The following is a 24,544-nucleotide window of genomic DNA, read 5'->3' on the forward strand; positions in this document are numbered from 1 at the left end:
TATCAATCAGGATAATCCGCCCGACCCCGGTACGGGCCAGCGCTTCAACAGACATGGCGCCAACTCCACCAATGCCCAGCACTGCCACCGTGCTGTTTTTCAGAATCACCAGACCTTCCGGTCCGATAGCGAGTTCTGTACGTGAGAACTGATTCAGCATGATGTTCATGCCTCCTTTATGAAGCTTGTGGAGCGGAAGTAAGCCGCTCCGCAAGCATGTGCTTTAATTAGTTTTTTACTTTCTCCGGCTTCGGTGCAAGCTTGATATGCAGCTGCTCCAATTGGGCAGCATCTACCGGGGCCGGAGCGTCCATCAGAAGATCAGTTGCACTTGCCGTTTTCGGGAAGGCAATCGTCTCACGCAGGTTGGTACGTCCAGCCAGCAGCATTACCAGCCGGTCAAAGCCGAAGGCAATTCCGCCGTGCGGAGGCGTGCCATATTCGAATGCATCCATCAGATAGCCGAATTTCTCATAAGCCACTTCAGGTGTGGAGCCCAGCGCGTCGAACATTTTCTCCTGTACCTCGCGTTTGTAGATACGCTGGGAACCGCCGCCTACTTCGTAGCCGTTAAGCACGATATCGTAGGCCTGCGCACGGATTTTACCCGGGTCGGTATCGAACAGGTGCAGGTCTTCGTCCATTGGGCGTGTGAACGGATGGTGCTCCGCCACATAACGTTTTTGATCTTCATCATAGCTGAGCAGCGGGAATTCGGTTACCCAGGCAAACTTGAACACACTGTCATCGATCAGGCCGAGCTGGCGGCCGATTTTGAGGCGCAGGGCACCCAGTACGTCAGCAACAACTTTTTTGGTATCTGCAGAGAAGAGCAGAAGGTCGCCTTCTTCAGCACCGGTACGCTCCTTCACAGCAGCAATTTCTTCTTCGCTGAAGAACTTGACGATCGGGCCTTTGAATTCCCCGTCCTTCACTTGAATCCAAGCCAAGCCTTTCGCACCGTAACGTGCGGCATACGGTCCAAGATCGTCGATTTCCTTACGGGTCCAGGTGCCGCAGCCCTTGGCGTTGAGGCATTTCACTTCTCCGCCTTTTTCGATCACGGAAGCGAACACCTTCACACCGCTGCCAGCAACGATATCATTCATCTCTACGAGCTCCAGGCCAAAGCGCAGGTCCGGCTTATCCGAACCGTATTTGCCGATGGCTTCTGCATACGTCAGGCGTTGGAACGGAACTGCTACATCCACGCCAACGGTTTCTTTCAGGAGACGCTGCATCAGCGTTTCCATCATGCTGAGCAGCTCATCCTGCGGCACGAAGGAGGTCTCGATGTCGACCTGGGTGAATTCCGGCTGGCGGTCAGCGCGCAGGTCCTCATCACGGAAGCAGCGGGCGATCTGGTAGTAACGCTCGATGCCGCCGACCATCAGCAGCTGCTTGTAGATCTGCGGAGACTGCGGCAGTGCAAAGAATTCACCTTCATGCACCCGGCTAGGCACCAGATAATCACGTGCGCCCTCAGGGGAGCTTTTGGTCAGGATCGGAGTTTCAACATCAATGAAGCCTTCACCGTCAAGGAAGTCGCGGAAAATCTTCGCCGCCTTCGAGCGCAGCAGCAGCGTCTTGTACATTTCCGGACGGCGCAGGTCGAGGTAACGGTATTTCATCCGCAGAGACTCATCCACTTCCACACCGTCTTCGATGAAGAACGGAGGGGTCTTGGCTGCATTCAGCACTTCGATATCGGTGATCTGCACTTCAATCTCACCGGTAGGCAGATTGCGGTTGACGGTTTCATCATCTCTTTTTACAACTCTACCCGTAACAGAGAGCACATATTCACTGCGCACCTTATCGGCAATCTGCAGTGCTTCCCCGGAATAGTCCGGGTTAAAGACGATTTGCACGATTCCGCTGCGGTCGCGGAGATCAATGAACAGCACGCCTCCAAGGTCACGGCGGGTCTGCACCCATCCGTTAAGAGTTACTGTCTGGCCGATATGCTCCGGCGTCAATTGTCCACAGTGATGGCTTCTAGTCATTATTTATCCTACCCCTTCATGGTTAAAATACAGTTTTGGATTACCTGACCGTTCATAGTGCGGCATGCTTCCTTACAACAGCTTAGACCAGCGACTGCGCCAAATCTTCCAGCTTCACCGTCCGCTGTTCACCGGTAGCCATCGACTTCAGGGCAATGACGCCGTTATTCAACTCGTCTTCGCCAAGAATCGCGGTATACCGTGCCGACATACGGTCGGCCGATTTCATCTGGGCTTTCATTTTGCGGCCGAGATAATCACGCTCTGCAGAGAAGCCCTGGCTGCGCAGATGAAACAGCTGCTTCGTAATCTCCAGGTCTGCGGCTTCGCCCAGTGCTACAAAATACACATCCAGCGGCTTCGCTGTCTCCAGCTCCACACCCTGATTCTCCAGAATCAGCAGGATACGCTCAAGGCCGATGCCAAAACCGATGCCCGGCTGATCCGGCCCGCCGATTTCTTCTACGAGCCCGTTGTAGCGGCCGCCGCCGCCGACCGTATCGATCGAACCGATGCCGGCTGCTTTATACTCAAACGCAGTATGCGTGTAATAATCCAGTCCGCGGACCAGACGGGGATTAATGCTGTACTCCACGCCCATAGTGTCCAGATGGCTTTTTACCTTCTCGAAGTGAGTGGTGCATTCTTCATCGAGACTATCCAGAATAGAAGGCGCACCGCCGAATTTATCCTGGTCCACCTTGCAGTCCAGCACCCGCAGCGGGTTGCGCTCCATACGCCGCTGGCAGTCACTGCACAGATTGTCTCGCATCGGTCTCAGGAAATTAAGCAGCTTCTCCCGGTATGCCGCGCGGCTGGGCGCATTACCTACGGAATTCAGCTCGACTCTGACATCCTTAAGCCCCAAATCCTTGTAGAACTGATATCCCAGCGAGATGACTTCCGCATCAATTGCCGGATCAACCGCGCCAAAGGCTTCAATACCGAATTGGTGGAACTGCCGGTATCTTCCCGCCTGCGGGCGCTCATAGCGGAACATGGGCCCAATATAATACAGCTTGCTGACATCCGGCTCACCGTACAGCTTGTTCTGTACATATGCACGCACAACACCGGCCGTCCCTTCCGGGCGAAGCGCCAGATCACGGTCGCCTTTGTCCTTGAAGGTGTACATCTCGCCTTCCACGATGTCTGTAGTCTCCCCTACGCCGCGTTCAAACAGCCCTGTGTGCTCGAACATCGGTGTACGGATCTCCCGGTAATTAAATCGGCGGCAGAGGTCTCTGGCCTTACCTTCAACGTATTGCCATTTCTCCACTGCTCCCGGAAGCACATCCTGTGTGCCCGTTGGTTTCTCGAATCTTTCTTTAGCCACAGCCTATCCCTCCTGAAAATAACCCCTCTTGCCTAGCTTTCCTTGTTTGCTGAACTGCAAATAAAGCAAAAAATCCCTCGCCTCTGTTTGTAACAAACAGGGACGAGGGATTATCAAAAACGATTATTCACCCGTGGTACCACCCACATTCCGGACTCATGCCAAACTGAATCCGCTTTAAGCGGTTAACGCCCGCGTACACGCAGCGGCTACTGACCCTTGGCAACTTTCATTGCCTCGCGTTCGCCGTGCGTTCTCGGGGAGGTCATTCATCCGTTCATCAACAGAATCCTTACAGCCGTTGCCGAAACGGTTATTACTCCTTAGACCTAAGGAAGATAGCCGGTTCTGCGGGGATTCCTCTCTGGGGTTGTGGTTCTCGGATTACTTGGTCCCGTCATCAAAACAATTATAAACATTTCGTATATTGTTAGATTCTACTGAACCACTGCGCTAAAGTCAAGAAAGGAAATGAAATTTTTCAGGTAACATCCTCAAATTCGGCCGTTCAAAAAAAAGTGACCTGCAGCCGATTGCTGCAGGTCCATCATCATATATTATAAAAAAGGGGGTCATGCTTCTATTATAAACACGCTATATTAAGGAATCATGAATGTAATATTACGGTTATATTACAGAAAAGAAAGCGTTTTATTTCCTGGGACATTCCCTGATCTTCCAGCACAAAATAGTCTACACTACATCAACTTTGGCTGTCCAGAGAAATCTAATTCCGTAAGCTATAAACAAAATAAACAGCATCAGCCAGCCTCTTGCGGGGCGGCTGATGCTGTCTGTCTGAAGTAAACCGCTGATTCCTTGTTCCCTTTATTCAAAGACCTCTACATAGGCATGTTTGCCGCGCAGTGTCTCTATAACCTCATTGTAATGCTCCTCGGCAACCTTAAGCGCCATAACTACATGGACATCACTCAAATCCACATCGTCATTCACGTCCGCATTACGCCGGAGTCCTTCGTCATTGCTGATATCTGAACGCTCCAGACCATCATCAGGATCCACAGCCGGCACGATGGCCGCCCCGTTTAAGGTTCCGGTCGTTCCCGCAACACCAAAGGCACCGCCGGTCATAGCTGAATTGTTATAAGGTACCAGCGGCAGAAGAATATTAGGTCTGTTGTTTCTGCCAATATCCAAAGGGTCTGTTAAGGGCGAGATTTCAAGGCCCTCCACACCGTAAGGAATTAATGCAGTTTTGGCACCTTCTGCTTCACTTTCCGTTCTGAAATAAGCCTGAATTCTTCTAGTCATTGTCTTTCCCTCCTTCAGAAATGGTTAATTACAGGACCTTCAGCAGCTCGCGCACAAAAGCGGGCTCATCTTGAGGCGTACGCGATGTAATATAATTGCCGTCAACGACGACCTCTTCATCCCTAAACTCCGCTCCGGCGTTCACAACATCATCTTTAAGCGGCGGGTAGGAGGTTATGGTACGTCCTTGAAGCAGGTCTGCACTGATTAGAATTTGCGGCCCGTGACAGATGGAGGCAATCGGGGTGCCTGCACGATCAGCTTCCTTCACGAAAGCCAGAACATCCTGATCCAGGCGCAAACTTTCCGGTGATGAACCGCCAGGGATGACGATGGCGTCATATTCGCTGGCCTTCACCTCACTGATTGCTTTGTCTGCAGCATAAGAGACGTTTCCTTTTTTGCCCAGCAGCGTCTCATTTTTCTTCAGGCCGATAATTTCTGCCTGATGTCCTGCTTGTATAACTTCATCATAGGGTACCTTCATTTCGGAATCTTCAAAACCGCTGGCGAGCAGAAATGCTACCTTACTCATGAGATAAGTTCTCCTCTCCGCTATTTTGTTCTCGCTTTCTTATTACCCTGAATGTCGCGAGTTCTAACGAAACAAATCTCCCGGATTTCTGTTTGGACCTTCTGCCGGCCGTAATCCGCACATCCTATGTTAAAAAACTGCTGGTTATTCAGTTCCTTCAGGTGCGTGGAAGCAGGCTCCGCCGTCTCCCATTGAGTACCAGCATTTCTTGCTGCTCCCCGGTATCTTTCGCTGACATCGCAGCTTCTGCGGAGCATCCGGCCGGATTAGCAGGCATACGGTTCCACACCCATGCCTTCTGAGATCTTCTCATATTGGATTCCCTGCCCTTGGCAAATTATCAGTCTCCCCTAGTGTAACCTGCATAGATAGGCTCTATTCCCTATTACTTCATGAAGTCGTAGCGGCTCTCTGCAAAAAAAAGATGCCGTATGCTGTTCCACTGGCGGAACAGATACGGCATCCTTTTTAAAAGTGTCAATCATTCGAATTGCTGGGACAGTCCGGCAGAACTACGTCTGGCTATCGAGAATCAGCGTAACCGGCCCCCAGTTGGTAAACGAAACATCCATCATGGCTCCGAACACGCCGGTTTCCACCCGAAGCCCGACGGCTCTCAGCTCCTGATTAAAATAGTCGTAGAGCCGTTCTGCCTCAGCTGGTGCAGCTGCAGCCATAAAGTTCGGGCGGCGGCCTTTACGGCAGTCCCCATACAGCGTGAACTGCGATACGGAGAGGATCGCTCCGCCGGTGTCTGTGACACTAAAATTCATTTTGCCTGCGTTATCCTCAAAAATGCGCAATCCGGCAATTTTGTCGGCCAAATATTTAGCACCCTTCTCGGTATCCCCGTGGGTAACGCCGACCAGCAGCATCAGGCCTTCCTCTATTTCACCTGTAATTGCTCCGCCGACTGTTACCTTAGCTTCCTTGCAGCGCTGCACAACCACTCTCATTCCCGTCTTTCAGCTCCTTGCCTTATTGCATGATACGGTTAACTGTATATACATCCTTTACGCGCTTCACCCGGTCCACGACGGACTGCAGATGATCCGTATTGCGGATGAGAATCGTCATGTGAATCATCGCCATCTTGTTCTTGTCTGATCGTCCGGTGACTGCCGAGATGTTCGTCTTGCTCTCTGACACGGCCTGCAGCACTTCATTCAGCAGCCCGTTGCGGTCATGGCCGGTGATCTCAATATCAACACTGTAATTGGCTTCCATGCTGCCTTCCCACTCAACCTCGATCACCCGTGCTGATTCTTCCCCGTCACCGTCTGTTGGAATATTCGGACAATCCTCACGGTGCACAGACACGCCGCGCCCACGGGTTACGTAACCGATAATATCGTCGCCCGGAACAGGATTGCAACAACGCGCGAAGCGGACGAGCAGATTATCAATGCCTTTGACACGGACGCCATTGGTCGGTTGGTTACGCTTCTCGCCGCTGGACTTGATCTCCTTCATCTCTGAAGTAAGCTCCAGATGATTAGCAGCGTCCTCCAGCTCCTTGCGCAGCTTCTCAGTCAGCTTGTTGGCGATCTGCGAGGCGGTAATCCCTCCAAACCCGACGGCGGAGAGCATATCCTCTACATCACCGAAGGCGAACTTCTTCGCCACATCGCTGAGCTTATCCTCTGTCAGGAAATCGGAGACCTCCATATTGAGCCGTTTCAGCTCACGTTCCACCGCTTCTCGGCCTTTTTCGACATTTTCCTCACGCTTTTCTTTCTTGAACCACTGCTTGATCTTGCTGCGCGCATGTGAGGATTGGGCAATTTTGAGCCAGTCGCGGCTCGGGCCGTAAGAATTTTTGGAGGTCAGAATTTCCACAATATCCCCGGTCTTCAGCTTGTGGTCTAGCGGCACAATCCGTCCGTTAACCTTGGAGCCTATCGTCCGGTTGCCGACCTCGGTATGAATCCGGAAAGCAAAATCCAGCGGAACCGAGCCTGCCGGCAATTCCACAACCTCACCTTTAGGCGTGAATACGAAAACGAGATCAGAAAAGAAGTCCATCTTGAGCGATTCCACGAACTCTTCCGCATCCTTGGCTTCATGCTGCAGCTCCAGAATTTCACGGAAGAACGGCATCCGGTTCTCCGGATTGGCGTTATTGCTGCTGCCCTCTTTGTAGGCCCAGTGCGCGGCGATCCCGAACTCTGCAGTACGGTGCATTTCCCAGGTACGGATCTGCACTTCCGTCGGCTCACCGCCTGGACCTACCACTGTGGTGTGCAGCGACTGGTACATATTGGCTTTGGGCATAGCGATATAGTCCTTGAAACGGCCGGGCATCGGCTTCCAAAGCGTGTGAATAATCCCTAAAGTGGCATAACAATCCTTAATATTATCAACGATGATCCGGATAGCAAGCAGATCGTATATTTCGTTAAACTGCTTATTCTTGGTATTCATCTTGTTATAGACACTATAAATATGCTTCGGACGTCCTGACAAATCGCCTTCAATGCCCATCTCATCAAGCTTGGCGCGTATCCTTCCGATGACGCTGTCGATGAACTGCTCACGTTCCGCCCGCTTCTTATGCACTAAATTGGCAATGCGGTAGTACTGCTGCGGATTCAGATAGCGGAGAGCAATATCCTCCATTTCCCATTTGATCGCAGAAATCCCCAAACGGTCGGCAATCGGACAAAAAATCTCCAGCGTTTCATACGAAATCCGGCGCTGGCTCTCTTCGGACTGGTACTTAAGCGTCCGCATATTATGTAGCCGGTCGGCCAGCTTGATCACAATTACCCGGATATCCTGGGCCATGGCAATGAACATTTTGCGGTAATTCTCATTCTGCTGCTCTTCCTTGGAGCGGAAGCGGATGCGTTCCAGCTTGGTCAGACCATCCACCAGCATAGCGCAGGTATCGCCAAAATTCTCGCGGATCTGCTCCAGGGACACCGTTGTATCTTCCACCACATCATGCAGCAGCGCTGCAATAATGGAGATGACATCCATCTGCATATTAACGACAATATCTGCGACCGCCAGCGGATGCAGAATATAGGGCTCCCCCGATTTCCGAACCTGCCCGTGATGAGCCTGATCGGCAAACTCATAAGCTTCCCGGATGCGGAGAAGGTCTTTTTCTTTTATATAGGCGCCGGCCTTTTCCATTAATTGCTCTATGCCCATTCTCGTCGTATCCGTTTCCTTTCTATAAGAAAAATTCCGTATAGGAGTTTCTCGAAGATGTTATAGGAGTTAATCCATCATTTAATAAAATAAACCCGCAAGTGGAACAATATTTGCAGGTCTTCAGCTCTTCCAAGCTGCACTACACGCAGTTTAAAGTTGTTTATAATTATGACGCTTACGATGCATTACGTCAACACTTCCCATAGCATGGCATTCATACCAGGGCTATATGAACAAGAAAGGACAATTTACAGCACAAACAGATAAAGTCTTATTTTTTTGAAAAATGTTGTTGTAAAAAGACGCCGTTCTATTTAATCTAGTAAAGGCGGTTTTCGCCTACCTAACATAAATCTACATAGAGAAAGAGAAGTGAACTCCATTGCAACGCGAAATTCAAGTTAACGAGAAACTCCCGTGGGGCCCGGGCTTTTTACTGAGTCTGCAGCATCTGTTCGCCATGTTCGGCAGCACTGTGCTCGTCCCTAACCTGTTCGGGGTAGACCCCGGCATGATTCTGCTGATGAACGGTATCGGCACCTTGCTCTATATATTGATCTGCCGCGGCAAAATCCCGGCTTATCTAGGGTCTAGCTTCGCCTTCATCTCACCGGTGCTCAGCGTGCTGGATAAATACAAGGGAGATCATCAGCATGGATATTCGCTTGCACTTGGCGCGTTTATTGTTACCGGCGTTATTTTTATTCTGGTTGCATTAATCGTCCGTTATGCCGGAACTGGCTGGATTGATGTTGTATTTCCTCCCGCAGTTATGGGGGCTATCGTAGCAACCATCGGACTGGAACTGGTGCCGGTAGCTGCACGCATGTCCGGGCTGATCGCACCGGAAGGCGTTACAGACTGGACTCCGGACGGTAAAGCCATTACACTGTCAATGGTCACGCTCGGTGTAACCGTAATCGGTTCCGTGATGTTCCGAGGGTTCCCCAAAATCATTCACATCCTCATCGGTATCGTTACCGGCTATGTACTTGCCTATATAATGGGACAGGTTAACACCGGAGCTATTGCTGACGCGAACTTCTTCTCCCATCCGACGATCACTACTCCGTCCTTCGACTGGCAGGTTATCCTGACCATTATCCCTGTATCGCTTGTTGTTATCGTTGAACATATCGGCCACTTGCTGGTTACCAGCAATATTGTCGGCAAAGACCTGACCAAAGATCCCGGACTTGACCGCTCCCTGATGGGCAACGGGATATCCACTATACTTTCCGGATTTGTAGGCTCGACCCCTAATACCACTTATGGTGAAAATATCGGCGTTATGGCGTTGACCAAAGTGTATTCGGTATTTGTAATCGGCGGTGCAGCAGTGATCGCAATTCTGCTCTCCTTCTCGGGAACCTTCTCCTCTGTAATTGCCAATATTCCCGGACCTGTTATGGGCGGGGTATCGCTCCTGTTATTCGGGGTAATCGCCGCATCCGGTTTGCGTATCTTTGTAGAACAGAAAGTCGACTTCTCCAAAGCAAGCAATATGATTCTTGCGACCCTGGTACTGGTTGTCGGCATTAGCGGCATTTCACTTAACCTCGGCGATGTGCAGCTCAAAGGTATGGCACTGGCTACGATTGTTGGTATGGTGCTCTCCTTGTTCTTTAAGCTGATCGAGGTTCTGGGCTTGTCCAACGAACAGGAGTCCGATAAATCCGCTCATTAAGCTCTGAATACTTATATATGATAAAAGCGGACCGCTGTCATCATCAGACAGCGGTCCGCTTTTTATTTCCCGGGAAAAGATCCTGCGGGTGGATTAATCTTCGTAGGTTAACAGGGAAACAACTTCAATGTCATTAAGCTTGTTACGTCCGGCAAGCTGTACCAGCTCGATCAGGAAGGCAGCTCCAACAACTTTGCCGCCAAGCTGTTCAACTAAGCTGACAGAAGTAGCAATGGTACCGCCGGTTGCCAGCAGATCATCAGCAATCAGCACATTTTGGCCAGGTTTGATAGCATCCGTATGAACAGCAAGTGTATCCTTCCCATACTCCAGATCATAACCCACTTCGATGGTTTCGTAAGGAAGCTTGCCGCTTTTACGGATAGGCACAAAGCCGACACCAAGTGCATATGCGAGTGGAGCGCCAACCACAAAACCGCGCGCTTCCGGTCCGGCAATTACGTCGATCTGCAAATGAGCGACAAGCGCTTTAAGTTCATCAATGGCTGCACGATAGGCTTCACCGTCTTTAAGCAATGTAGTAATATCTTTAAAGCTGATTCCCGCCTGCGGGAAATCCGGAATTACACGAATACTGTTTTTGAAATCCAATCGTATCATCTCCTAAAAGTTTGTGAGCATTACCTCACTGAATTCTCTCCGAACAAACTCACTTCGAAAGCTTGAAACCGTACATTAGGACACGCCCTGGCGGCGGGCCAGCATCCAGTCCTCCAGCTCCCGAAGGCTGCCTTCCATAAAATATTGTTCCATTTCGGCAGTCTGGCCTAATCTGACAAATTGCCGTGAGGCCGTTAAGCTCTTGGCTGAAGGCTGGGAGACAAAAGAGATTGTCCCCCCGGAGCGCTCAATAAATTCAAGCTCCTCGAACACATCCAGCATTTTGCCCAGCATACGTACACTTAACGGTGACTGGCGGCTAAGCCGCAACAGTACCTCATGCTCTGGTGTTGGTGCAGCAGCAATCCCCGCCAGTAATTTATATAAGGCTTTGAAATGATCGCGCGTAGGAATCTGCAGCCGGTCACGTCCGTCGCGGAGTGAGTGCAGCAGCGCAATATTCTCTACTTGCGGAAAGGCAGCAAGCAAGGCATCCAGCTGTTCCGGCGTTTCCGGCATGTCGAGCAGACAGAGCAGGGATATTGACCCGCTTGCCTCCGCTTGTCCAGAAGGGAGAGGGGAAATCCCGGCTTCCTCATCATAAACCCACAGTGACATGCCTTTCAATTGACTAAGCGGTGATAACCGGCTGTTCTGAAAGACCGCAGCTGTTCTGAAAGGCGCGCCACCGCTATAGGGCTGCAGCAGTTCTTTGATGTAGACCGCCTGCTTCACCGCATCAGCTGCACCCCGGAGGTCAAACAGCTGTGATTGCGGCACAGCAAGATCCTGCAGCATTAGCTGCGGCTTGCGCGAGCCGTTCCACTCATTAACCGTCAGCTCGGCCAGTACATCAATTACAGTTCCGCCAGGCAATAATTCAGCCAATGGGCCTTTGCCAAAGGCTACCGCTTCAATTGTATACCTGCCTTGCTGCAGGACTAGCTTAAGGTGCTTGCCTTCCTGCCCCATCTTCCGGGTCTCTTTCACTGCTGCTCCGCGCACAATGAACTTCGGCAACGGATTAGCCATTCCAAAGGGCGCCAGACGTTCCAGCTCAAGCGCAGCCTGCAGCGTCAGATCTGCGATTTCCGCTTCACCATCCGCAGCCGTTACAGGAACAAGATGTTCCGGTGTCAGTACTGCTGCAGCATATTCATTTAAAGCCGCTGCAAAAGCATCAAGGTTGTCACGGTGCAGGCTCATTCCGGCAGCAGCCGGATGACCGCCGAAATGATCCATTAACCCGGAGCATGAGGACAATGCCGTATAAATATCCAGCCCGGGAATCGAGCGGGCAGATCCCTTGCACATCCCGGTCTCCGGATGAATATCGAGAATGATCACCGGGCGGTAATACCGTTCAAGCAGCTTGGAGGCCACGATCCCGACGACACCGACATTCCAGCCTTGTTCCGCAAGGACAATAATATCCGGCGGCTCGCCGTCACCTATTTGTTTGGAGAGCTTCTCCGTTGCTTCAGCAACAATTCGTTCAACCACCAGCTGTCTTTCCTTGTTCAACAAGTCAAGTTCGCCGGCCAGTTGTTCCGCCTCGCCCGGGTGGGCCGTAGTCAGCAGGGATACCGCCCGGCCCGCATGATCCAGCCGGCCGCTGGCATTAATCCGCGGCGCCATGCCAAAGGCAATATTCACCGCACCCACGGTACTCATTGTTATTCCACTGACCTCGAGCAACGCCCGTATCCCAGGAAAAGGAGAATTACGCATACTGGAGAGCCCCCTGCGCACGAGGCTGCGGTTCTCACCGAGCAGCGGCATCAGATCGGCTACTGTGCCAATCGCGGCGATTTCACTCCATTCCTCAGGCACCTTGCCGTCCAGTAATGCTTCGGCAAGCTTGTAGGCCACACCTACCCCAGCCAATCCTTTGAACGGGTAAGGACAATCCGGCAGCTTGGGATTAATCAAGGCAAACGCTTCCGGCAGATGCTCCGGCGGTTCATGATGATCGGTAACGATTACCTCTATCCCCAGTTCCGTAGCATAAGCAATCTGGTGGACCGCACTGATTCCGGTATCCACCGTAATGATAAGCGAAACGCCTTGCTGCACTGCCCAATCCAGTGCATGATTATGAAGCCCGTAGCCTTCATTAGAGCGGTGCGGGATATATATATCGAATGAAGCGCCGAGATAACGCAGCAGATAGATCATAAGCGCCGTACTCGACACTCCATCCGCATCATAATCACCATACACCAGAATATGTTCTCCGTCTTGCAATGCCTTTCTAATACGCGGGACAGCCTTGGCCATTCCCTTAAGCAGAAATGGATCATGGCTGTCTTCCGCCCCCCCGTCCATAAAGAGCAATGCTTCTTCAGGGGCATCCAGCCCTCTAGTCACAAGCAAAGTAGAAAGGAGCGGAGAAATAGAAAGGCTCCGGGCCAAATCCCGAACTGCATCGGGATCGGCTGCCGGAGAATGCCATCTTGTTTTTGAATGAAGCAATAGGGCTCACCTTTCTCTCGCCATGCGTTCTACTGAAGCAGCGTAGGAATATCGTTGTCCACAAGCTGATGGTTGCTTTTGTAGGGATAACCCGGATCATACGGCACGACATCCATATGCACCTCGCCTACGTGGACAAAACGGTGCTGAAGCAGCTTTCTCGCACATTCCGAGATATCCTGGGCTTCCATGACGGTGATCCGCGGATTGACGCTAATTTTAACTTGAAGATTAACGTATCGTCCTTGTTCGATCGCCTGAAGATGCTCCACACGGATCACACCATGCACCCGACCGACGGTTTCAATGAAGTTGGCTGTTTCCTCTGAAGGAAGCTCCTGATTTTTTTTGTCATATACAGAAGCCGCAATCATGAAATAGCCTTTACGGAGAATCAGGGCGCCTGTCAGCAGCGCTGCTATCGGGTCCAAATACAGCAGCGGACTCCATTCCATATATCCCCCAACCATTGACAGCGTAATCCCGATTAATACGGTAATTGAACTATATAGACTGAAACGGTGGCTATCCGCATAAGCGGCATGGCTGCCATCGCCTATTTTTTTGAAGTAACGGTATTGGTATTGGAAGATACCCTCTTTAAACAAAATCGAAATCAGGACGGTAACGAGTGCAGCAGGCGGGACTGTGGACAAATGTCCTCTGGTTAAATCCCGGATGGCGGAAAAGGCAATCTGCAGTCCAGCCATAAGAATCAGTACTGAAAAAAGAATCGCGATAATCGGTTCTTTGTTGCCTTGACCTTGCTGGTTGTGGCGTGTTCCATTATTCTTCTTAACCTGTTCTGAGCGCCACGGAAGAACTTCCGACAGCTTGGCTGCAGCGTCTGCTCCGGAATATAACGCATCGCCCAGCAGTGCTTTACTGCCGGTGAAATAGCCTACACATCCTTTGGCTAACGCCAGAGCAGCATCGCTGACGATCCCGTTCCAGGCAACCGTCTCGTTTTGCGGTGATTGTTTGTCATTCATACTGAGGCCCTCCTTACCTGGTAGCCAGTAACCTCATGATGAGGCATCTCCCTGACATCTTACTCCAAAGATTCCGAAAAGCCGCGTCGCCTTTGACGCGGCTTTTCGGAGGAAGTTAAGCTTAGGCCGGATTGTTCTTGACTGCAACCTTCTGGCGCTTTTTGAGCAGCAGCCAGAGCGGGCTTGCGATAAAGATGGAGGAATAGGCTCCGAAGAGCAAACCGATAACCATAGCGAGCGAAAACATTTTGATCGATTCTCCGCCGAGAATAAGCAAGAAGAATGCGGCAATAAACACCGTAAACGCTGTGTAGAGGGAACGCATAAGAGTCTGCGACACACTCTTATTGACAAGCGCTTTAAGATCCTCGTACGATTTCTGCTTACCAAAGCGCAGATTCTCACGGATACGGTCGAAGATTACAATCGTATCATTAATGGAATATCCGATAATCGTAAGCACCGCAACAATGAAGGTCAGGTCTACCTCCAGGCGCAAGATTGAGAAGATGGCTACAACCATAAATGCGTCATGGAGCAGTGCCACAATCGCCGCCACGGCAAACCGCCATTCAAAACGGATACTTACATAAATGATAATCCCTAAGCTGGACAGAAGCACGGAATAGATTGCATTACGGGCCAGCTCTTTGGCCATTTCCGGATCAACGGTGTTGACTTCGAAGGAAGCCTTGTCATCCAGTTTGGTAATCGCAGTTTTCAATGCAGCACTCTGCTCATTGTCCAGTTCTTCATCGTAGCGGATATTCACCCGCTTGTCACCGATGGTAATGCTTGGCTCCTTGGAGAGTCCCAGAGTGCTCAGAGCAGGCTGAAGTTCATTCAGCGTAATAGACTTGGACAAAGACACATCGACGTTGGAACCAGCCTTGAAATCTACACTATAGTTAAGTCCCATAAATCCGAGGAAGATTACACCCATTACAGTAATTACAATTGAAAAAATAAAGAAATATTTACTCAGATGCACGAAATCCATATCTTTCTTAAAGCGCACGGATGTCACTCTCCTTTACCCCAAATTGCTTCGGTTTTTTCAAAGTACCGGCTTTAACCAGCACTGTGAGCAGCCAGTGGGCAAAATAGAGGTTCGTTACGATACTGAGCACGATTTCGACAATCAGGATCAGCGCAAAGCCTTTGACCGCACCGGTACCGAAAGCGAACATAACAGCCGCTACGATAATGGTCGTTACATTGGCGTCCATAACGGTCCGGAAAGAGGTTTTGTTACCCGCTTTTACGGAGGACAGGATACTCTTACCGCTGCGCATCTCTTCTCGTATCCGTTCGTTCGTAATGATATTGGCATCAACCGCCATCCCTATACCGAGGATAAATGCGGCAATACCGGGGAGTGTCAGGGTAAAGTCAGCGATGACAAAGACCAGAATCAGCAGCCAAGTATGCAGGATCAGCGCGAAGCTGGCCAGAACACCAGGGAGACGATACATCCACATCATAAAGATTAGAATAATCAAGGAACCTACAAGACCGGCCTTGATCGTTTGATCAAGAGACTGTTTACCAAGAGTAGCTCCAACGCTTTGGGAGTATTTCTCGGTCAGCTTCAGCGGCAGGGCACCCAGGTTAATGGTGTCAGCCAATGCACGTGCTTCATCTATCGTGTAATTTCCGGAGATCGAAGCTTTACCGTCGGTTAATACAGCTCTAACGAATGGCGGATTCCCCAACAGCTGATCATCGAGATAAATAGCCAGTTCCTTACCAAGCAGTCTTTCTGTAATCTCCGCAAATTTTTTCTTGTCTTTAACAGTGATGCTGATCTCTGGCTGGTTCAGGTTGTTGCGCTGAACCTCTGCAGCATTCTCAACAAAATCACTGCCCACGAGTTCTATCTTGCTGTAGACTCCAGCTGCATCGCCTTCGGCAGCACTTCGGAAAGTCAGGACAGCAGGTTCTTTCATCTTCTTACGTACTTCAGCTTCGTCGGTAACGCCGGCAATCTTCAGACGAATGCGGTCTGTTCCCTCCGTAGTCACCTCCGGCTCGCTTGTTCCTAGCGCGTTCGCGCGTTTTTCCAAGCTTTCTGCTGTTTTTTGCAGTGAAGCCCGGGTCAGCGTTCCTCCCGTTTCCATCGGCTCAGCGTGGTACAGAATCTCGAATCCGCCCTTTAGATCAAGACCCAGCCGGACTCTGTCCAGCAGCCCGGGAGTTGTAAACGCCATAACGCCTGTTAAAACGAGCACGGTAATGATAAAGCTCAACAGTCTCTTCATGCTCTTGCTAGTTCCCCTTTCATTACTCAATATTCCTATTATAGCTACGTGCGAAATCACCGTCAATTCAAGGAAGAATGACGGTGCCCTATTCACACAAAGAAACGGCCGGCTATGCTATGGGTCGCAAGCCATCCGTTTGGATAGGTACAGCTTAATTGATCCTCTCTTACTTTACCGCTTCCTATAGCTGTTTGCAAAAGAAAATCGTTCCTTTTGATCAGATGAATCCCTTGTATGCCGCTATTGTCAAATAATTCATATAGCTTGTGGCTTTTAATGAATAAATATCGTTTACCAGCTTGTGCAGAGGCGGCTTGCCCTCCTTGGCATAGTTGCGGCTGACACAATCCCAGATATCCTTGCCCGTTACGTACTCATAGCCCAGCAGCTGGAATTCCTCCGCCTTACTGGAGCACATGGCCTCGATCGCATCGCTAAGTTCGTCAAAATTCAATTGTTCCGATTCCACGTGATGACACCTCCAAAGTTTCCTCGCTAAAAGCAGGCTACAGGAATGTATTCGACCCTCCTTGTCTGCTTTCCTGCTTCCCGCAAAAAGATGTCACATTCTAAAGCTTGTCATGTAGTGTACAGGGTCAAGCATATCAATAAGCAAGCCCGCTTGATTACCGGGCAGACATGCTCTACCTGCATTGATTTCATTTTCAGGAAGAAGGAGTGCCCTTTGAGGAAACAAAGCTTTATTCAAGGAACGATGATTCTGCTGGCCGCGGGCATCATTAACCGGATGCTGGGCTTTATTCCCCGGATTGCGCTGCCGCGGATTATCGGCGCCGAGGGCGTTGGCTTATACCAGCTCGGATATCCCTTTTTCATCGTGCTGGTCACAGTGATTACCGGAGGAATACCGCTTGCCATTGCAAAAATGGTGGCCGAAGCCGAAGGGGAGAACCGCCCGGATCAGTCGCGCCGCATCCTGCATACCGGACTTACGCTAAGCCTGGGCCTTGGGCTTCTGTTCACCCTGATTGCACTGCTATGCGCTTCATGGGTCTCAAATGTTGTTTTGACGGACAGCCGGGTGTACTATACCTTCGTCAGTATGACCCCCATGATCTCCATTGTCGCGGTGTCTTCCATTTACCGCGGCTATTTTCAGGGCAGACAGAACATGATTCCTTCAGCACTTTCCTCGGTGCTGGAATCGGTCATCCGGATATTTTTCATGCTGTGGTTTTCCTGGATTCTGTTACCGAAGGGGATTGCTTTTGCGGCAGCGGGGGCGATGCTGGGGGTAACCGTCGGAGAGATTATCGGAATGCTGGCGCTGCTGCTGCAGTACTACTTTATAGTGAATAGAGACAAAAAGGAAAATAGCTTAACTTTAGTGCCTTCAGAGCCAGGACTTAAAAAGCATAAAGTGGAGGATCCGCAGTCAGCTCCGGTAATGAGACGTCTGCTTGGTATTGCGGTTCCTGTCACAGCAGGACGGCTTGTCGGCTCCTTTTCCTATTTGCTGGAGTCCATCATTACCGCCCGCAGTCTGGCGCTCGCCGGAATTGCGACTGCTGCAGCCACTGCACAATACGGATCTTTGCAGGGTATGGTCATTCCGCTGCTGCTGCTTCCCGGAGTGCTGAGCTCTTCACTTGCGGTATCCCTTGTTCCCTCATTGTCAGAAGCGGCAGCCCGTCACGATCTGACTACGATTCATAAAAGAATGCACCAGGCTCTGCGGCTGGCGATGGTCACGGGGGCCCCTTTTGCCGCGATCATGTATGTACTTGCCGTACCGCTGTGCACGCTTATGTACGGCAATGCGGATACCGCCCCTATGCTTAGGATGATGGCCCCTTTTGCACTGTTTCTGTATGTTCAGGCACCGCTGCAGGCCGCCCTTCAAGCCATGGACCGGCCGGGCCGGGCCCTCATTAATACGCTGATTGGTGCGGTGGTCAAAATCCTGCTCATTCTAATGCTTGCCTCACAGCCGGAGTACGGGATCTATGGTGCCATCATAGCCATTATGGTCAACAGTATTCTGGTTACTCTGCTGCATGGAGCCAGTGTTGTGAAGCTGATTAAATTGTCGCTGAGAATCGCCGATCCCCTAAAAACACTCACCGCAATGATCATCATGGCAGCCGGGATGTCATACGTGTATACCTCTGTACAGTTCTCTGACGCCGGGTGGCTGCAGTTCTTATTGTCCGCCGCGAGCGGCATGGCCCTTTATCTGGGAATCTGCCTGCTCTCCGGCCTCATCTCTGTACGTGATCTGGACCGGGTGCCGTTCTTCAAACGGCGGCGTTAAACAATCATCGGCTGTGCAGCCGGTCTACATAAATTTTACCTTTATGATCGATAGAGCAGAGAAACACATCACGGAAATCAGAAACCCCTTTTTGGCGGATTTGGGTCCGCAGCCAAAACCTGTTTTTCCCGATCATTTCCAAATTATCATCCTGTACCTTTCCGTCCATTATCAGCGGAATCGGCAGGCCTTCATACCTGATCTTTTTGTTAGGCAGCTTAGTGCTCTCAGATGTGCTCGAATTCTCGCCTTCATTTGAATCCTGCTCCTTCTCATCCGCGCTTGTACTACTGTTACCGGATTGGTTCGATGACGAGACACCCTTGTTCTTTTCTATAACTGTCAGTTGCCCGCTGGTCTCCAGTATCGCAAATTCCACGTCAGCAGGGCTATCGATATTCTGACCCCGAAGCTGAAGCAGCAAATCGTCAATATTATACCGCTGTTTGCGCATCTCATGCCGGTTGAGCTTCCCGTCAGAGATTAGGACGCTGGGCTTGCCGTCGATCAGCAGCCGCAGTTTTCTGCTCTTCAGGCTAAGCTGTGCAACTAATATCTGAATCAGAACCAGTGTTGCCATAGGTACAACTCCATCGTAGACCGGCCGTTCGATATCTTCAATCACAAATACAGCAATTTCTGCAATCATGATGGAGATCGTCAGATCAAATACCGACAGCTTGCCGATTTCACGCTTCCCCATAATGCGCATGCTCAGGAAAATGAGGATATACATCAGCACGGTCAGAAAGATATGGACAGAAATATGCTTGAACATATTCTCTTCGCTCCCCTTCCGCTTCTCACCCCGTACCTGTCTCGGGGCGGATGATTGTAACCCTATTCTGGCCTCCCTGCCAAGGGAACATTCGGAAGCTTCCATATAAATTAATGGTAAAAGAACGGCCATTGCCTTTCTTGTACTATTGGGGCAAGCCTTCCCATACACTGATTAGTAGTTAAAGACACTCATGCTCAAAAACTAAGCGTATGCTTCCGAAGACAGTTTTTACGAAGCTGATTCACGGGAGTTACGCTCAAAAAACTTTTAGGAGGTTGTATCATGTACTTAATCCGGCGCCTGCTTTCGTGGAGAATTTCAAATCCAGTTCTGTCGGGTTTATGCCGATCGTTTATGTGGATGCTGGTAGGAGCATTTATTCTCTCACTTTTTCTCTGGGGCAGCGGCCTTAAGGAGCAGGACCTTACAATGTATACCTATATTGTCCACGGTATAGCTGCCGCATTCGGCGGCCTGACCGCCGGAAGCAGGGCCGTCAGCAAAGGCTGGTATCAAGGTGCGCTAACCGGCACTTTTTACGGGGCGATTGTGCTCCTGGTCGGATTTCTCGCGCTTGACAGCTCGCCTGCCGGAATTGACGGCTTGTGGATTTTGGCTGCGGCAGCGATTGGGGCACTTGGAGGAATGTTTGGGGTTAATTTGCAAAAACCCCAATAAATATAATATTCTAAAAAATAATAACCTTCTTCGAAAATATGTTACACTGGATTCATCTGACTGTGCAAAAGCTCAAGGAGGCTTTGAATGTTTTGCTTTACCAATCCATGAATCATGTAGTTCTCTATACCGTCGTTATTGTAGTGCTGTTAATCTGGCTCGGTACCCGGCGTAATCCTTTGCTCGCATTTCTAGAAATCGGCAGGGAACTGCTGCGCTCTTATAAGTTTCTGCTGATTATTGCCGGAATGATCAGTGTTCTTACCCTTAACAAATATGAATTGCAGATCGAAAAGAAAATGCATCTCGGCTCCGATTTTACATCCCTCGTCTTCGGGCTGGAGGGGCATTTTGTAGAGTATGTACAGCAGCTCTTTTATTCTCCCTGGCTGACGCCGATTATTGTTTTCTTCTATATTTTTATGCTTCAGTCCGTACTCGCCGCATCACTTGGTGTCTATTTACTGGAAAAAAACCGCGTGATGCTCTATGCCACCTGCTACACGATCATGATTGTTTATGCGGTTGCCATTCCGTTCTATTTGTATTTCCCGGTAAACGAGGTTTGGGCCTATGCTCCGGCAGGCGTCCGGTTTACGATGCTTGATGTTTTCCCGAGATTCGAACAGGAATATAGACCTCTCTCCGGTCTGAACAACTGCTTTCCAAGCCTGCACACTGCCATTTCAGTCTCTACAGCAATCCTGGCTTACCGTTCCGGTAACCGGCGCTGGATGGCCATTACAACGTTGTCTGCAGCCATGATTGTGTTCGGGATCTTCTACCTCGGCATCCACTGGCTCACCGACATGCTTGGCGGAACACTGCTTGCAGTACTCTCTACCTCCGCTGCTGTCCAGCTCGCGAAGCTTACGCTACGCAGCGGGGAAGAATCACTGGCTGTGCGGAGCAGGGCAACGGATATCCAATAAGACCCAGTTGTACTGGAACAATTAATGGGACACAAAAAAGCGGCGTTCTCCCTTAAGAGAATTGCCGCTTTTTATGTATGTGGTGAAAACTACTCTTTACCTTCCACAATCGTAACCGCATGGCTGATTGAACCGCGGTCAAAGGTGAGCTTGGTTACATCATTAACCCGCAAAACAACGATATCATCGGAAATCTCCGTGATCGTCCCGTGAAGGCCACCAATTGTGACTACCTTATCGCCTTTTTTCAGAGCTTTCAACATACTGTTGCGCGTTTTGGTTTTCTTCTGCTGCGGGCGGATAAGTAAGAAATAAAACACCACAAACATAAGTACAAACGGGCCTACAAGACCCAGGATGCTGCCCCCGCCACCGTTAGCTGCTGCAAATTGAAACATATCTTTACCTCCTTTCAGTACACATTAAGCACAATCGAGTGTTCTAGAAGCCTTTAAGATTATCATACAATCCGTATTGTGCAAAAAACTCATCGCGAAAATCAAGCAGCCGATCTTCCCTGATGGCTTCACGCACTTTACGCATCAAATCCAGCAGGAAGTGTAAGTTATGGTAGGTCGTTAACCGCAGGCCGAAGGTTTCATCGGCTTTGATTAGATGACGCAAATAAGCGCGGGAATAATTCCGGCAGGTATAGCAGTTGCACTCCGGATCAAGCGGCCCGAAATCGCGGGCATACTGGGCGTTGCGTACAACGAGTCTTCCCTGACTGGTCATTGTTGTTCCATTACGGGCAATGCGGGTAGGCAGAACACAGTCGAACATGTCCACACCGCGAATTGACCCTTCAAGCAGCGCATCCGGTGAACCGACACCCATTAAATAGCGCGGTTTCGTCTGCGGCAGGAGTGGAACTGTATAATCCAGCACTTCATACATAAGCTGCTTGGACTCTCCGACGCTGAGCCCCCCAATAGCATACCCCGGGAAATCCATGGAAGTCAAATCAGCTGCACTCTGGCGGCGTAAGTCTTCATACATGCCCCCCTGCACGATTGCAAACAGTCCCTGGTCCTCCGGACGGGCATGAGCTTTGAGACATCTTTCCGCCCAGCGTGACGTACGTTCCAGTGATTTTTTGACGTAATCATATTCTGCGGGAAACGGCGGACATTCATCAAAGGCCATCATAATATCAGAGCCCAGTGCATTCTGAACCTCCATCGCCACTTCCGGGGAGAGGAATTTCTTGTCACCATTCAGATGGGAACGGAAATGTACGCCCTCTTCGGTGATTTTGCGCATGTCACTGAGTGAGAATACCTGAAAACCGCCGCTGTCCGTCAGGATCGGACGATCCCAGTTCATGAATTTATGCAATCCGCCAGCTTCGCGGATTATATCGTGGCCCGGCCGCAGAAATAAATGGTACGTGTTGCTCAGAATGATGTGAGCGTCCATTTGTTTGAGCTCTTCGGGAGCCATCGTTTTGACTGTAGCCTGTGTGCCTACCGGCATAAATGCAGGTGTCTCAATGACACCATGCGGAGTGTGGACTCTGCCGAGCCGGGCTCCGGACTGCTTGCAGGTCTTAATGTGTTCATAAGTAATTGCTGCCATATGTTTAACCCTTCCTATTGCTTAATAAATAAACATTGCATCACCGAAGCTGAAAAAGCGGTAGTGTTCCTTAATCGCTTCCTCATATGCGGCAAGTATATGCTCCCGTCCCGCTAATGCGCTTACCAGCATAACCAGGGTTGACTTCGGCAGATGAAAATTCGTAATCAGCGCGTTTACTACCGTAAACTGATAGCCGGGATAAATAAAAATATCCGTCCACCCGCTGCCTGCCTGAAGGATTCCATCCCCAGCCTGTCTTCCGGCCGTTTCGAGCGTCCGGCAGGAGGTGGTGCCAACGGCGATAATCCGCCCGCCCCTTGACCTTGCCGCATTCAGCAGATCGGCTGTCTCCTGGGATAACACATAATACTCTGCATGCATCACATGCTCTTCTACCTTCTCTACAGACATCGGGCGGAAAGTGCCGAGTCCAACGTGCAGGGTAATATAGGCGATATTCACGCCTTTTGCAGCAATTTGCTCCAGCAGTTCCTTGGTAAAATGCAGGCCTGCCGTCGGTGCGGCTGCTGAACCTTCATGACGGGCATAAACGGTCTGATAACGTTCACGGTCATCCAGTCTTTCCTTAATATAAGGGGGCAGCGGCATGGAACCCAGTCTGTCCAGAATTTCCTGAAAAATCCCCTGGTAGATGAAGCGCAAGGTCCGCCCGCCCATATCCGACTCGTCTTCAATGACTGCACGCAGCTCATCGCTAAAAACAATAACCGCACCGGTCTTCAGCTTCTTGCCCGGCTTCACCAGTGCCTCCCAGCGGTCTTCCCCCAGATTCTTCAGGAGCAGCACCTCGGCTTTGGCACCGGTATCTTCCTTGATTCCGAACAGCCTTGCAGGGATTACCCGTGTATCATTCAGCACCAGCGTATCTCCTGGCTGAAACTGCTCTAGTATATCAGTAAAATGCCGATGTTCGAGCTGCCCGTTCTCCTTATTCACCATCAGCAGCCTTGAAGCACTGCGGTCAGGCAGCGGAGTCTGAGCGATCAGCTCCTCCGGCAGATGAAAGTCATAATCTTCTACATTCATGTTCAGTCTTCATTCCTTAACTATAGTAACGTTATTAAAATAGTGTTGCAATATTTGCCTATAATCATACCCGTTATCCGCCATGCCCTTTACACCCCATTGAGACATGCCGAGACCATGGCCGTTCCCCCAGCCGATAAAATAAAATCCGCTGGTGCCGGTAACGACTCTGGCGGAGGAATCTGCACCCATAACAACGGTTCCGCTGCTCTGGGCGGAAACCTTGCCGGTGGCAGACAGCACGCCTGCAGTTTGAGAGCCGCCAATGGTTGCTGTAGAGCCGTCAGCGCCTAATACAGTATAACTGCCGGAAGGTACAATATCAAACAAAGTGCTGGGCAATCCGTTAAATGCCGACCGGAAAAGATCAGGATATTTCACCTGCAAAATCTCACCGTTCGCCTTTACTTGTGTAGCTCTTCCCGAGGGCCCGCGCTGAGTGACCTGCAGGCTCACAATGGAAGAAGGCAGCGAATTACTTGTCTTGCCGCTCAGACTCTTCAGCAGCTCGGCTGAGGTATAGGGCCCTTTAATCCAGCTGTAGCTGCCGGATTCGTAGACCTGATCCAGCACAACGGCGTTATCGCCGGGATTCAGCTTGCCTACAGGACTACTGCTGCTCTCAATGACCGGCAAAGGCCGGATATTCACATCTTTGGTTGTTGCTGTAGCAATACTTAATCCCGCCGCAGTTTTGTCGCCGGTCAATTTAATGTTATCCTCACGGGCATAACCGGAGATGCCGCTCGGCAGCAGCACATAATACCATTTCTTCGAGGACGCGACCGCCGCGGCGTCCTCGGCGCTTAGTACACTGACAAACACATTGCCGCCGTTATTCCATACCTCGGAGGGATCGGCTGTCACACCGCCGCTGTTCGAGGAGAAGACGGCTTCGAC

Annotated in this window: 21 protein-coding genes and 1 pseudogene; 4 read left to right on the plus strand and 18 right to left on the minus strand. The window is 50.5% G+C overall.

Annotated elements, in window-relative coordinates:
• From AQR02_RS34615 to AQR02_RS19370, 7 genes are all read right to left on the minus strand, one after another.
• On the minus strand, positions 1–160 hold a 160-nt coding region (locus tag AQR02_RS34615), incomplete at its 3' end, for a ThiF family adenylyltransferase (protein ID WP_245237629.1).
• Between the two features lie 67 nt (positions 161–227).
• Positions 228–2,006: an aspartate--tRNA ligase gene (gene aspS, locus AQR02_RS19345; protein WP_054941870.1), complete on the minus strand. Its 1,779-nt coding sequence runs from the start codon at positions 2,004–2,006 to the stop codon at positions 228–230.
• 82 nt (positions 2,007–2,088) lie between these two features.
• Entirely contained in the window at positions 2,089–3,342 is a 1,254-nt protein-coding gene (gene hisS / locus AQR02_RS19350; RefSeq protein ID WP_054941871.1) for a histidine--tRNA ligase, read from the minus strand.
• An 828-nt stretch (positions 3,343–4,170) separates the two neighbouring features.
• Entirely contained in the window at positions 4,171–4,614 is a 444-nt protein-coding gene (locus AQR02_RS19355; protein ID WP_054941872.1) for a hypothetical protein, read from the minus strand.
• Between the two features lie 28 nt (positions 4,615–4,642).
• Positions 4,643–5,149, minus strand: a complete 507-nt coding sequence (locus AQR02_RS19360) for a type 1 glutamine amidotransferase domain-containing protein (RefSeq protein ID WP_054941873.1) — start codon at positions 5,147–5,149, stop codon at positions 4,643–4,645.
• Positions 5,150–5,661: 512 nt separating this feature from the next.
• The gene (gene dtd / locus AQR02_RS19365; protein ID WP_054941874.1) at positions 5,662–6,105 is read right to left on the minus strand and encodes a D-aminoacyl-tRNA deacylase; all 444 of its coding nucleotides are present in this window, start codon (positions 6,103–6,105) and stop codon (positions 5,662–5,664) included.
• A 22-nt stretch (positions 6,106–6,127) separates the two neighbouring features.
• Positions 6,128–8,308 (minus strand): RelA/SpoT family protein, encoded by a 2,181-nt coding sequence (locus AQR02_RS19370; RefSeq protein WP_054941875.1) that lies wholly within the window; start codon positions 8,306–8,308, stop codon positions 6,128–6,130.
• 385 nt (positions 8,309–8,693) lie between these two features.
• Here AQR02_RS19370 and uraA point away from each other — a divergent pair, with 385 nt between their 5' ends.
• Positions 8,694–9,998: a uracil permease gene (gene uraA, locus AQR02_RS19375; protein WP_054941876.1), complete on the plus strand. Its 1,305-nt coding sequence runs from the start codon at positions 8,694–8,696 to the stop codon at positions 9,996–9,998.
• A gap of 93 nt (positions 9,999–10,091) precedes the next feature.
• On the opposite strand, the gene AQR02_RS19380 is transcribed toward uraA, so the two are convergent.
• The 6 genes from AQR02_RS19380 to AQR02_RS19405 form a co-directional block, all read right to left on the minus strand.
• Positions 10,092–10,610 carry an adenine phosphoribosyltransferase gene (locus AQR02_RS19380; protein WP_054941877.1) on the minus strand — a complete coding sequence of 173 codons (519 nt, stop codon included), beginning with the start codon at positions 10,608–10,610 and terminating at the stop codon, positions 10,092–10,094.
• Between the two features lie 84 nt (positions 10,611–10,694).
• Positions 10,695–13,094 carry a single-stranded-DNA-specific exonuclease RecJ gene (gene recJ, locus AQR02_RS19385; RefSeq protein ID WP_054941878.1) on the minus strand — a complete coding sequence of 800 codons (2,400 nt, stop codon included), beginning with the start codon at positions 13,092–13,094 and terminating at the stop codon, positions 10,695–10,697.
• A gap of 29 nt (positions 13,095–13,123) precedes the next feature.
• Positions 13,124–14,086 (minus strand): cation diffusion facilitator family transporter, encoded by a 963-nt coding sequence (locus AQR02_RS19390; protein ID WP_054941879.1) that lies wholly within the window; start codon positions 14,084–14,086, stop codon positions 13,124–13,126.
• Between the two features lie 121 nt (positions 14,087–14,207).
• A complete protein-coding gene (gene secF, locus AQR02_RS19395) occupies positions 14,208–15,104 on the minus strand; it encodes a protein translocase subunit SecF (protein WP_082451911.1) in 897 nt (298 codons plus the stop codon).
• On the minus strand, positions 15,094–16,347 hold the full coding sequence (gene secD, locus AQR02_RS19400) for a protein translocase subunit SecD (RefSeq protein ID WP_054941880.1): 1,254 nt from the start codon (positions 16,345–16,347) through the stop codon (positions 15,094–15,096). Before secD ends, secF begins: the two co-directional genes overlap by 11 nt.
• Before the next feature lie 220 nt (positions 16,348–16,567).
• A complete protein-coding gene (locus AQR02_RS19405; RefSeq protein WP_054941881.1) occupies positions 16,568–16,819 on the minus strand; it encodes a post-transcriptional regulator in 252 nt (83 codons plus the stop codon).
• Between the two features lie 216 nt (positions 16,820–17,035).
• Here AQR02_RS19405 and spoVB point away from each other — a divergent pair, with 216 nt between their 5' ends.
• Positions 17,036–18,625 carry a stage V sporulation protein B gene (spoVB, locus tag AQR02_RS19410; RefSeq protein WP_054942177.1) on the plus strand — a complete coding sequence of 530 codons (1,590 nt, stop codon included), beginning with the start codon at positions 17,036–17,038 and terminating at the stop codon, positions 18,623–18,625.
• A gap of 4 nt (positions 18,626–18,629) precedes the next feature.
• Here spoVB and AQR02_RS19415 read toward each other — a convergent pair whose 3' ends face one another.
• Positions 18,630–19,403: a YetF domain-containing protein gene (locus AQR02_RS19415; protein WP_054941882.1), complete on the minus strand. Its 774-nt coding sequence runs from the start codon at positions 19,401–19,403 to the stop codon at positions 18,630–18,632.
• Between the two features lie 285 nt (positions 19,404–19,688).
• On the opposite strand from AQR02_RS19415, the gene AQR02_RS19420 reads away from it, so the two are divergent.
• Positions 19,689–20,084, plus strand: coding sequence for a TIGR04086 family membrane protein (locus AQR02_RS19420; RefSeq protein WP_054941883.1), 396 nt, complete (start codon positions 19,689–19,691; stop codon positions 20,082–20,084).
• Between the two features lie 107 nt (positions 20,085–20,191).
• Positions 20,192–21,016 (plus strand): phosphatase PAP2 family protein, encoded by an 825-nt coding sequence (locus tag AQR02_RS19425; RefSeq protein WP_054942178.1) that lies wholly within the window; start codon positions 20,192–20,194, stop codon positions 21,014–21,016.
• 89 nt (positions 21,017–21,105) lie between these two features.
• Here the strand turns inward: AQR02_RS19425 and yajC are convergent, their stop codons facing one another.
• From yajC to AQR02_RS34620, 4 genes and pseudogenes are all read right to left on the minus strand, one after another.
• Positions 21,106–21,414 carry a preprotein translocase subunit YajC gene (gene yajC / locus AQR02_RS19430; RefSeq protein ID WP_054941884.1) on the minus strand — a complete coding sequence of 103 codons (309 nt, stop codon included), beginning with the start codon at positions 21,412–21,414 and terminating at the stop codon, positions 21,106–21,108.
• A 43-nt stretch (positions 21,415–21,457) separates the two neighbouring features.
• A complete protein-coding gene (tgt, locus tag AQR02_RS19435; protein WP_054941885.1) occupies positions 21,458–22,594 on the minus strand; it encodes a tRNA guanosine(34) transglycosylase Tgt in 1,137 nt (378 codons plus the stop codon).
• 21 nt (positions 22,595–22,615) lie between these two features.
• Positions 22,616–23,644: a tRNA preQ1(34) S-adenosylmethionine ribosyltransferase-isomerase QueA gene (gene queA / locus AQR02_RS19440; protein WP_054941886.1), complete on the minus strand. Its 1,029-nt coding sequence runs from the start codon at positions 23,642–23,644 to the stop codon at positions 22,616–22,618.
• Positions 23,645–23,653: 9 nt separating this feature from the next.
• A pseudogene (locus AQR02_RS34620) lies at positions 23,654–24,544 on the minus strand (SpoIID/LytB domain-containing protein); the annotation flags it as partial.

The sequence above is a fragment of the Paenibacillus ihuae genome, from assembly GCF_001368795.1.
GTDB lineage: Bacteria > Bacillota > Bacilli > Paenibacillales > Paenibacillaceae > Paenibacillus_AQ > Paenibacillus_AQ ihuae.

What these genes read in the sequence shown, in the direction of transcription:
- aspS (WP_054941870.1), bottom strand. Translation starts at nt 2,006, where the DNA reads ATGACTAGAAGCCATCACTGTGGACAATTGACGCCGGAGCATATCGGC.
- AQR02_RS19355 (WP_054941872.1), bottom strand. Translation starts at nt 4,614, where the DNA reads ATGACTAGAAGAATTCAGGCTTATTTCAGAACGGAAAGTGAAGCAGAA.
- AQR02_RS19360 (WP_054941873.1), bottom strand. Translation starts at nt 5,149, where the DNA reads ATGAGTAAGGTAGCATTTCTGCTCGCCAGCGGTTTTGAAGATTCCGAA.
- dtd (WP_054941874.1), bottom strand. Translation starts at nt 6,105, where the DNA reads ATGAGAGTGGTTGTGCAGCGCTGCAAGGAAGCTAAGGTAACAGTCGGC.
- AQR02_RS19370 (WP_054941875.1), bottom strand. Translation starts at nt 8,308, where the DNA reads ATGGGCATAGAGCAATTAATGGAAAAGGCCGGCGCCTATATAAAAGAA.
- AQR02_RS19390 (WP_054941879.1), bottom strand. Translation starts at nt 14,086, where the DNA reads ATGAATGACAAACAATCACCGCAAAACGAGACGGTTGCCTGGAACGGG.
- secD (WP_054941880.1), bottom strand. Translation starts at nt 16,347, where the DNA reads ATGAAGAGACTGTTGAGCTTTATCATTACCGTGCTCGTTTTAACAGGC.
- AQR02_RS19415 (WP_054941882.1), bottom strand. Translation starts at nt 19,403, where the DNA reads ATGTTCAAGCATATTTCTGTCCATATCTTTCTGACCGTGCTGATGTAT.
- AQR02_RS19420 (WP_054941883.1), top strand. Translation starts at nt 19,689, where the DNA reads ATGTACTTAATCCGGCGCCTGCTTTCGTGGAGAATTTCAAATCCAGTT.
- AQR02_RS19425 (WP_054942178.1), top strand. Translation starts at nt 20,192, where the DNA reads ATGAATCATGTAGTTCTCTATACCGTCGTTATTGTAGTGCTGTTAATC.
- yajC (WP_054941884.1), bottom strand. Translation starts at nt 21,414, where the DNA reads ATGTTTCAATTTGCAGCAGCTAACGGTGGCGGGGGCAGCATCCTGGGT.
- tgt (WP_054941885.1), bottom strand. Translation starts at nt 22,594, where the DNA reads ATGGCAGCAATTACTTATGAACACATTAAGACCTGCAAGCAGTCCGGA.
- queA (WP_054941886.1), bottom strand. Translation starts at nt 23,644, where the DNA reads ATGAATGTAGAAGATTATGACTTTCATCTGCCGGAGGAGCTGATCGCT.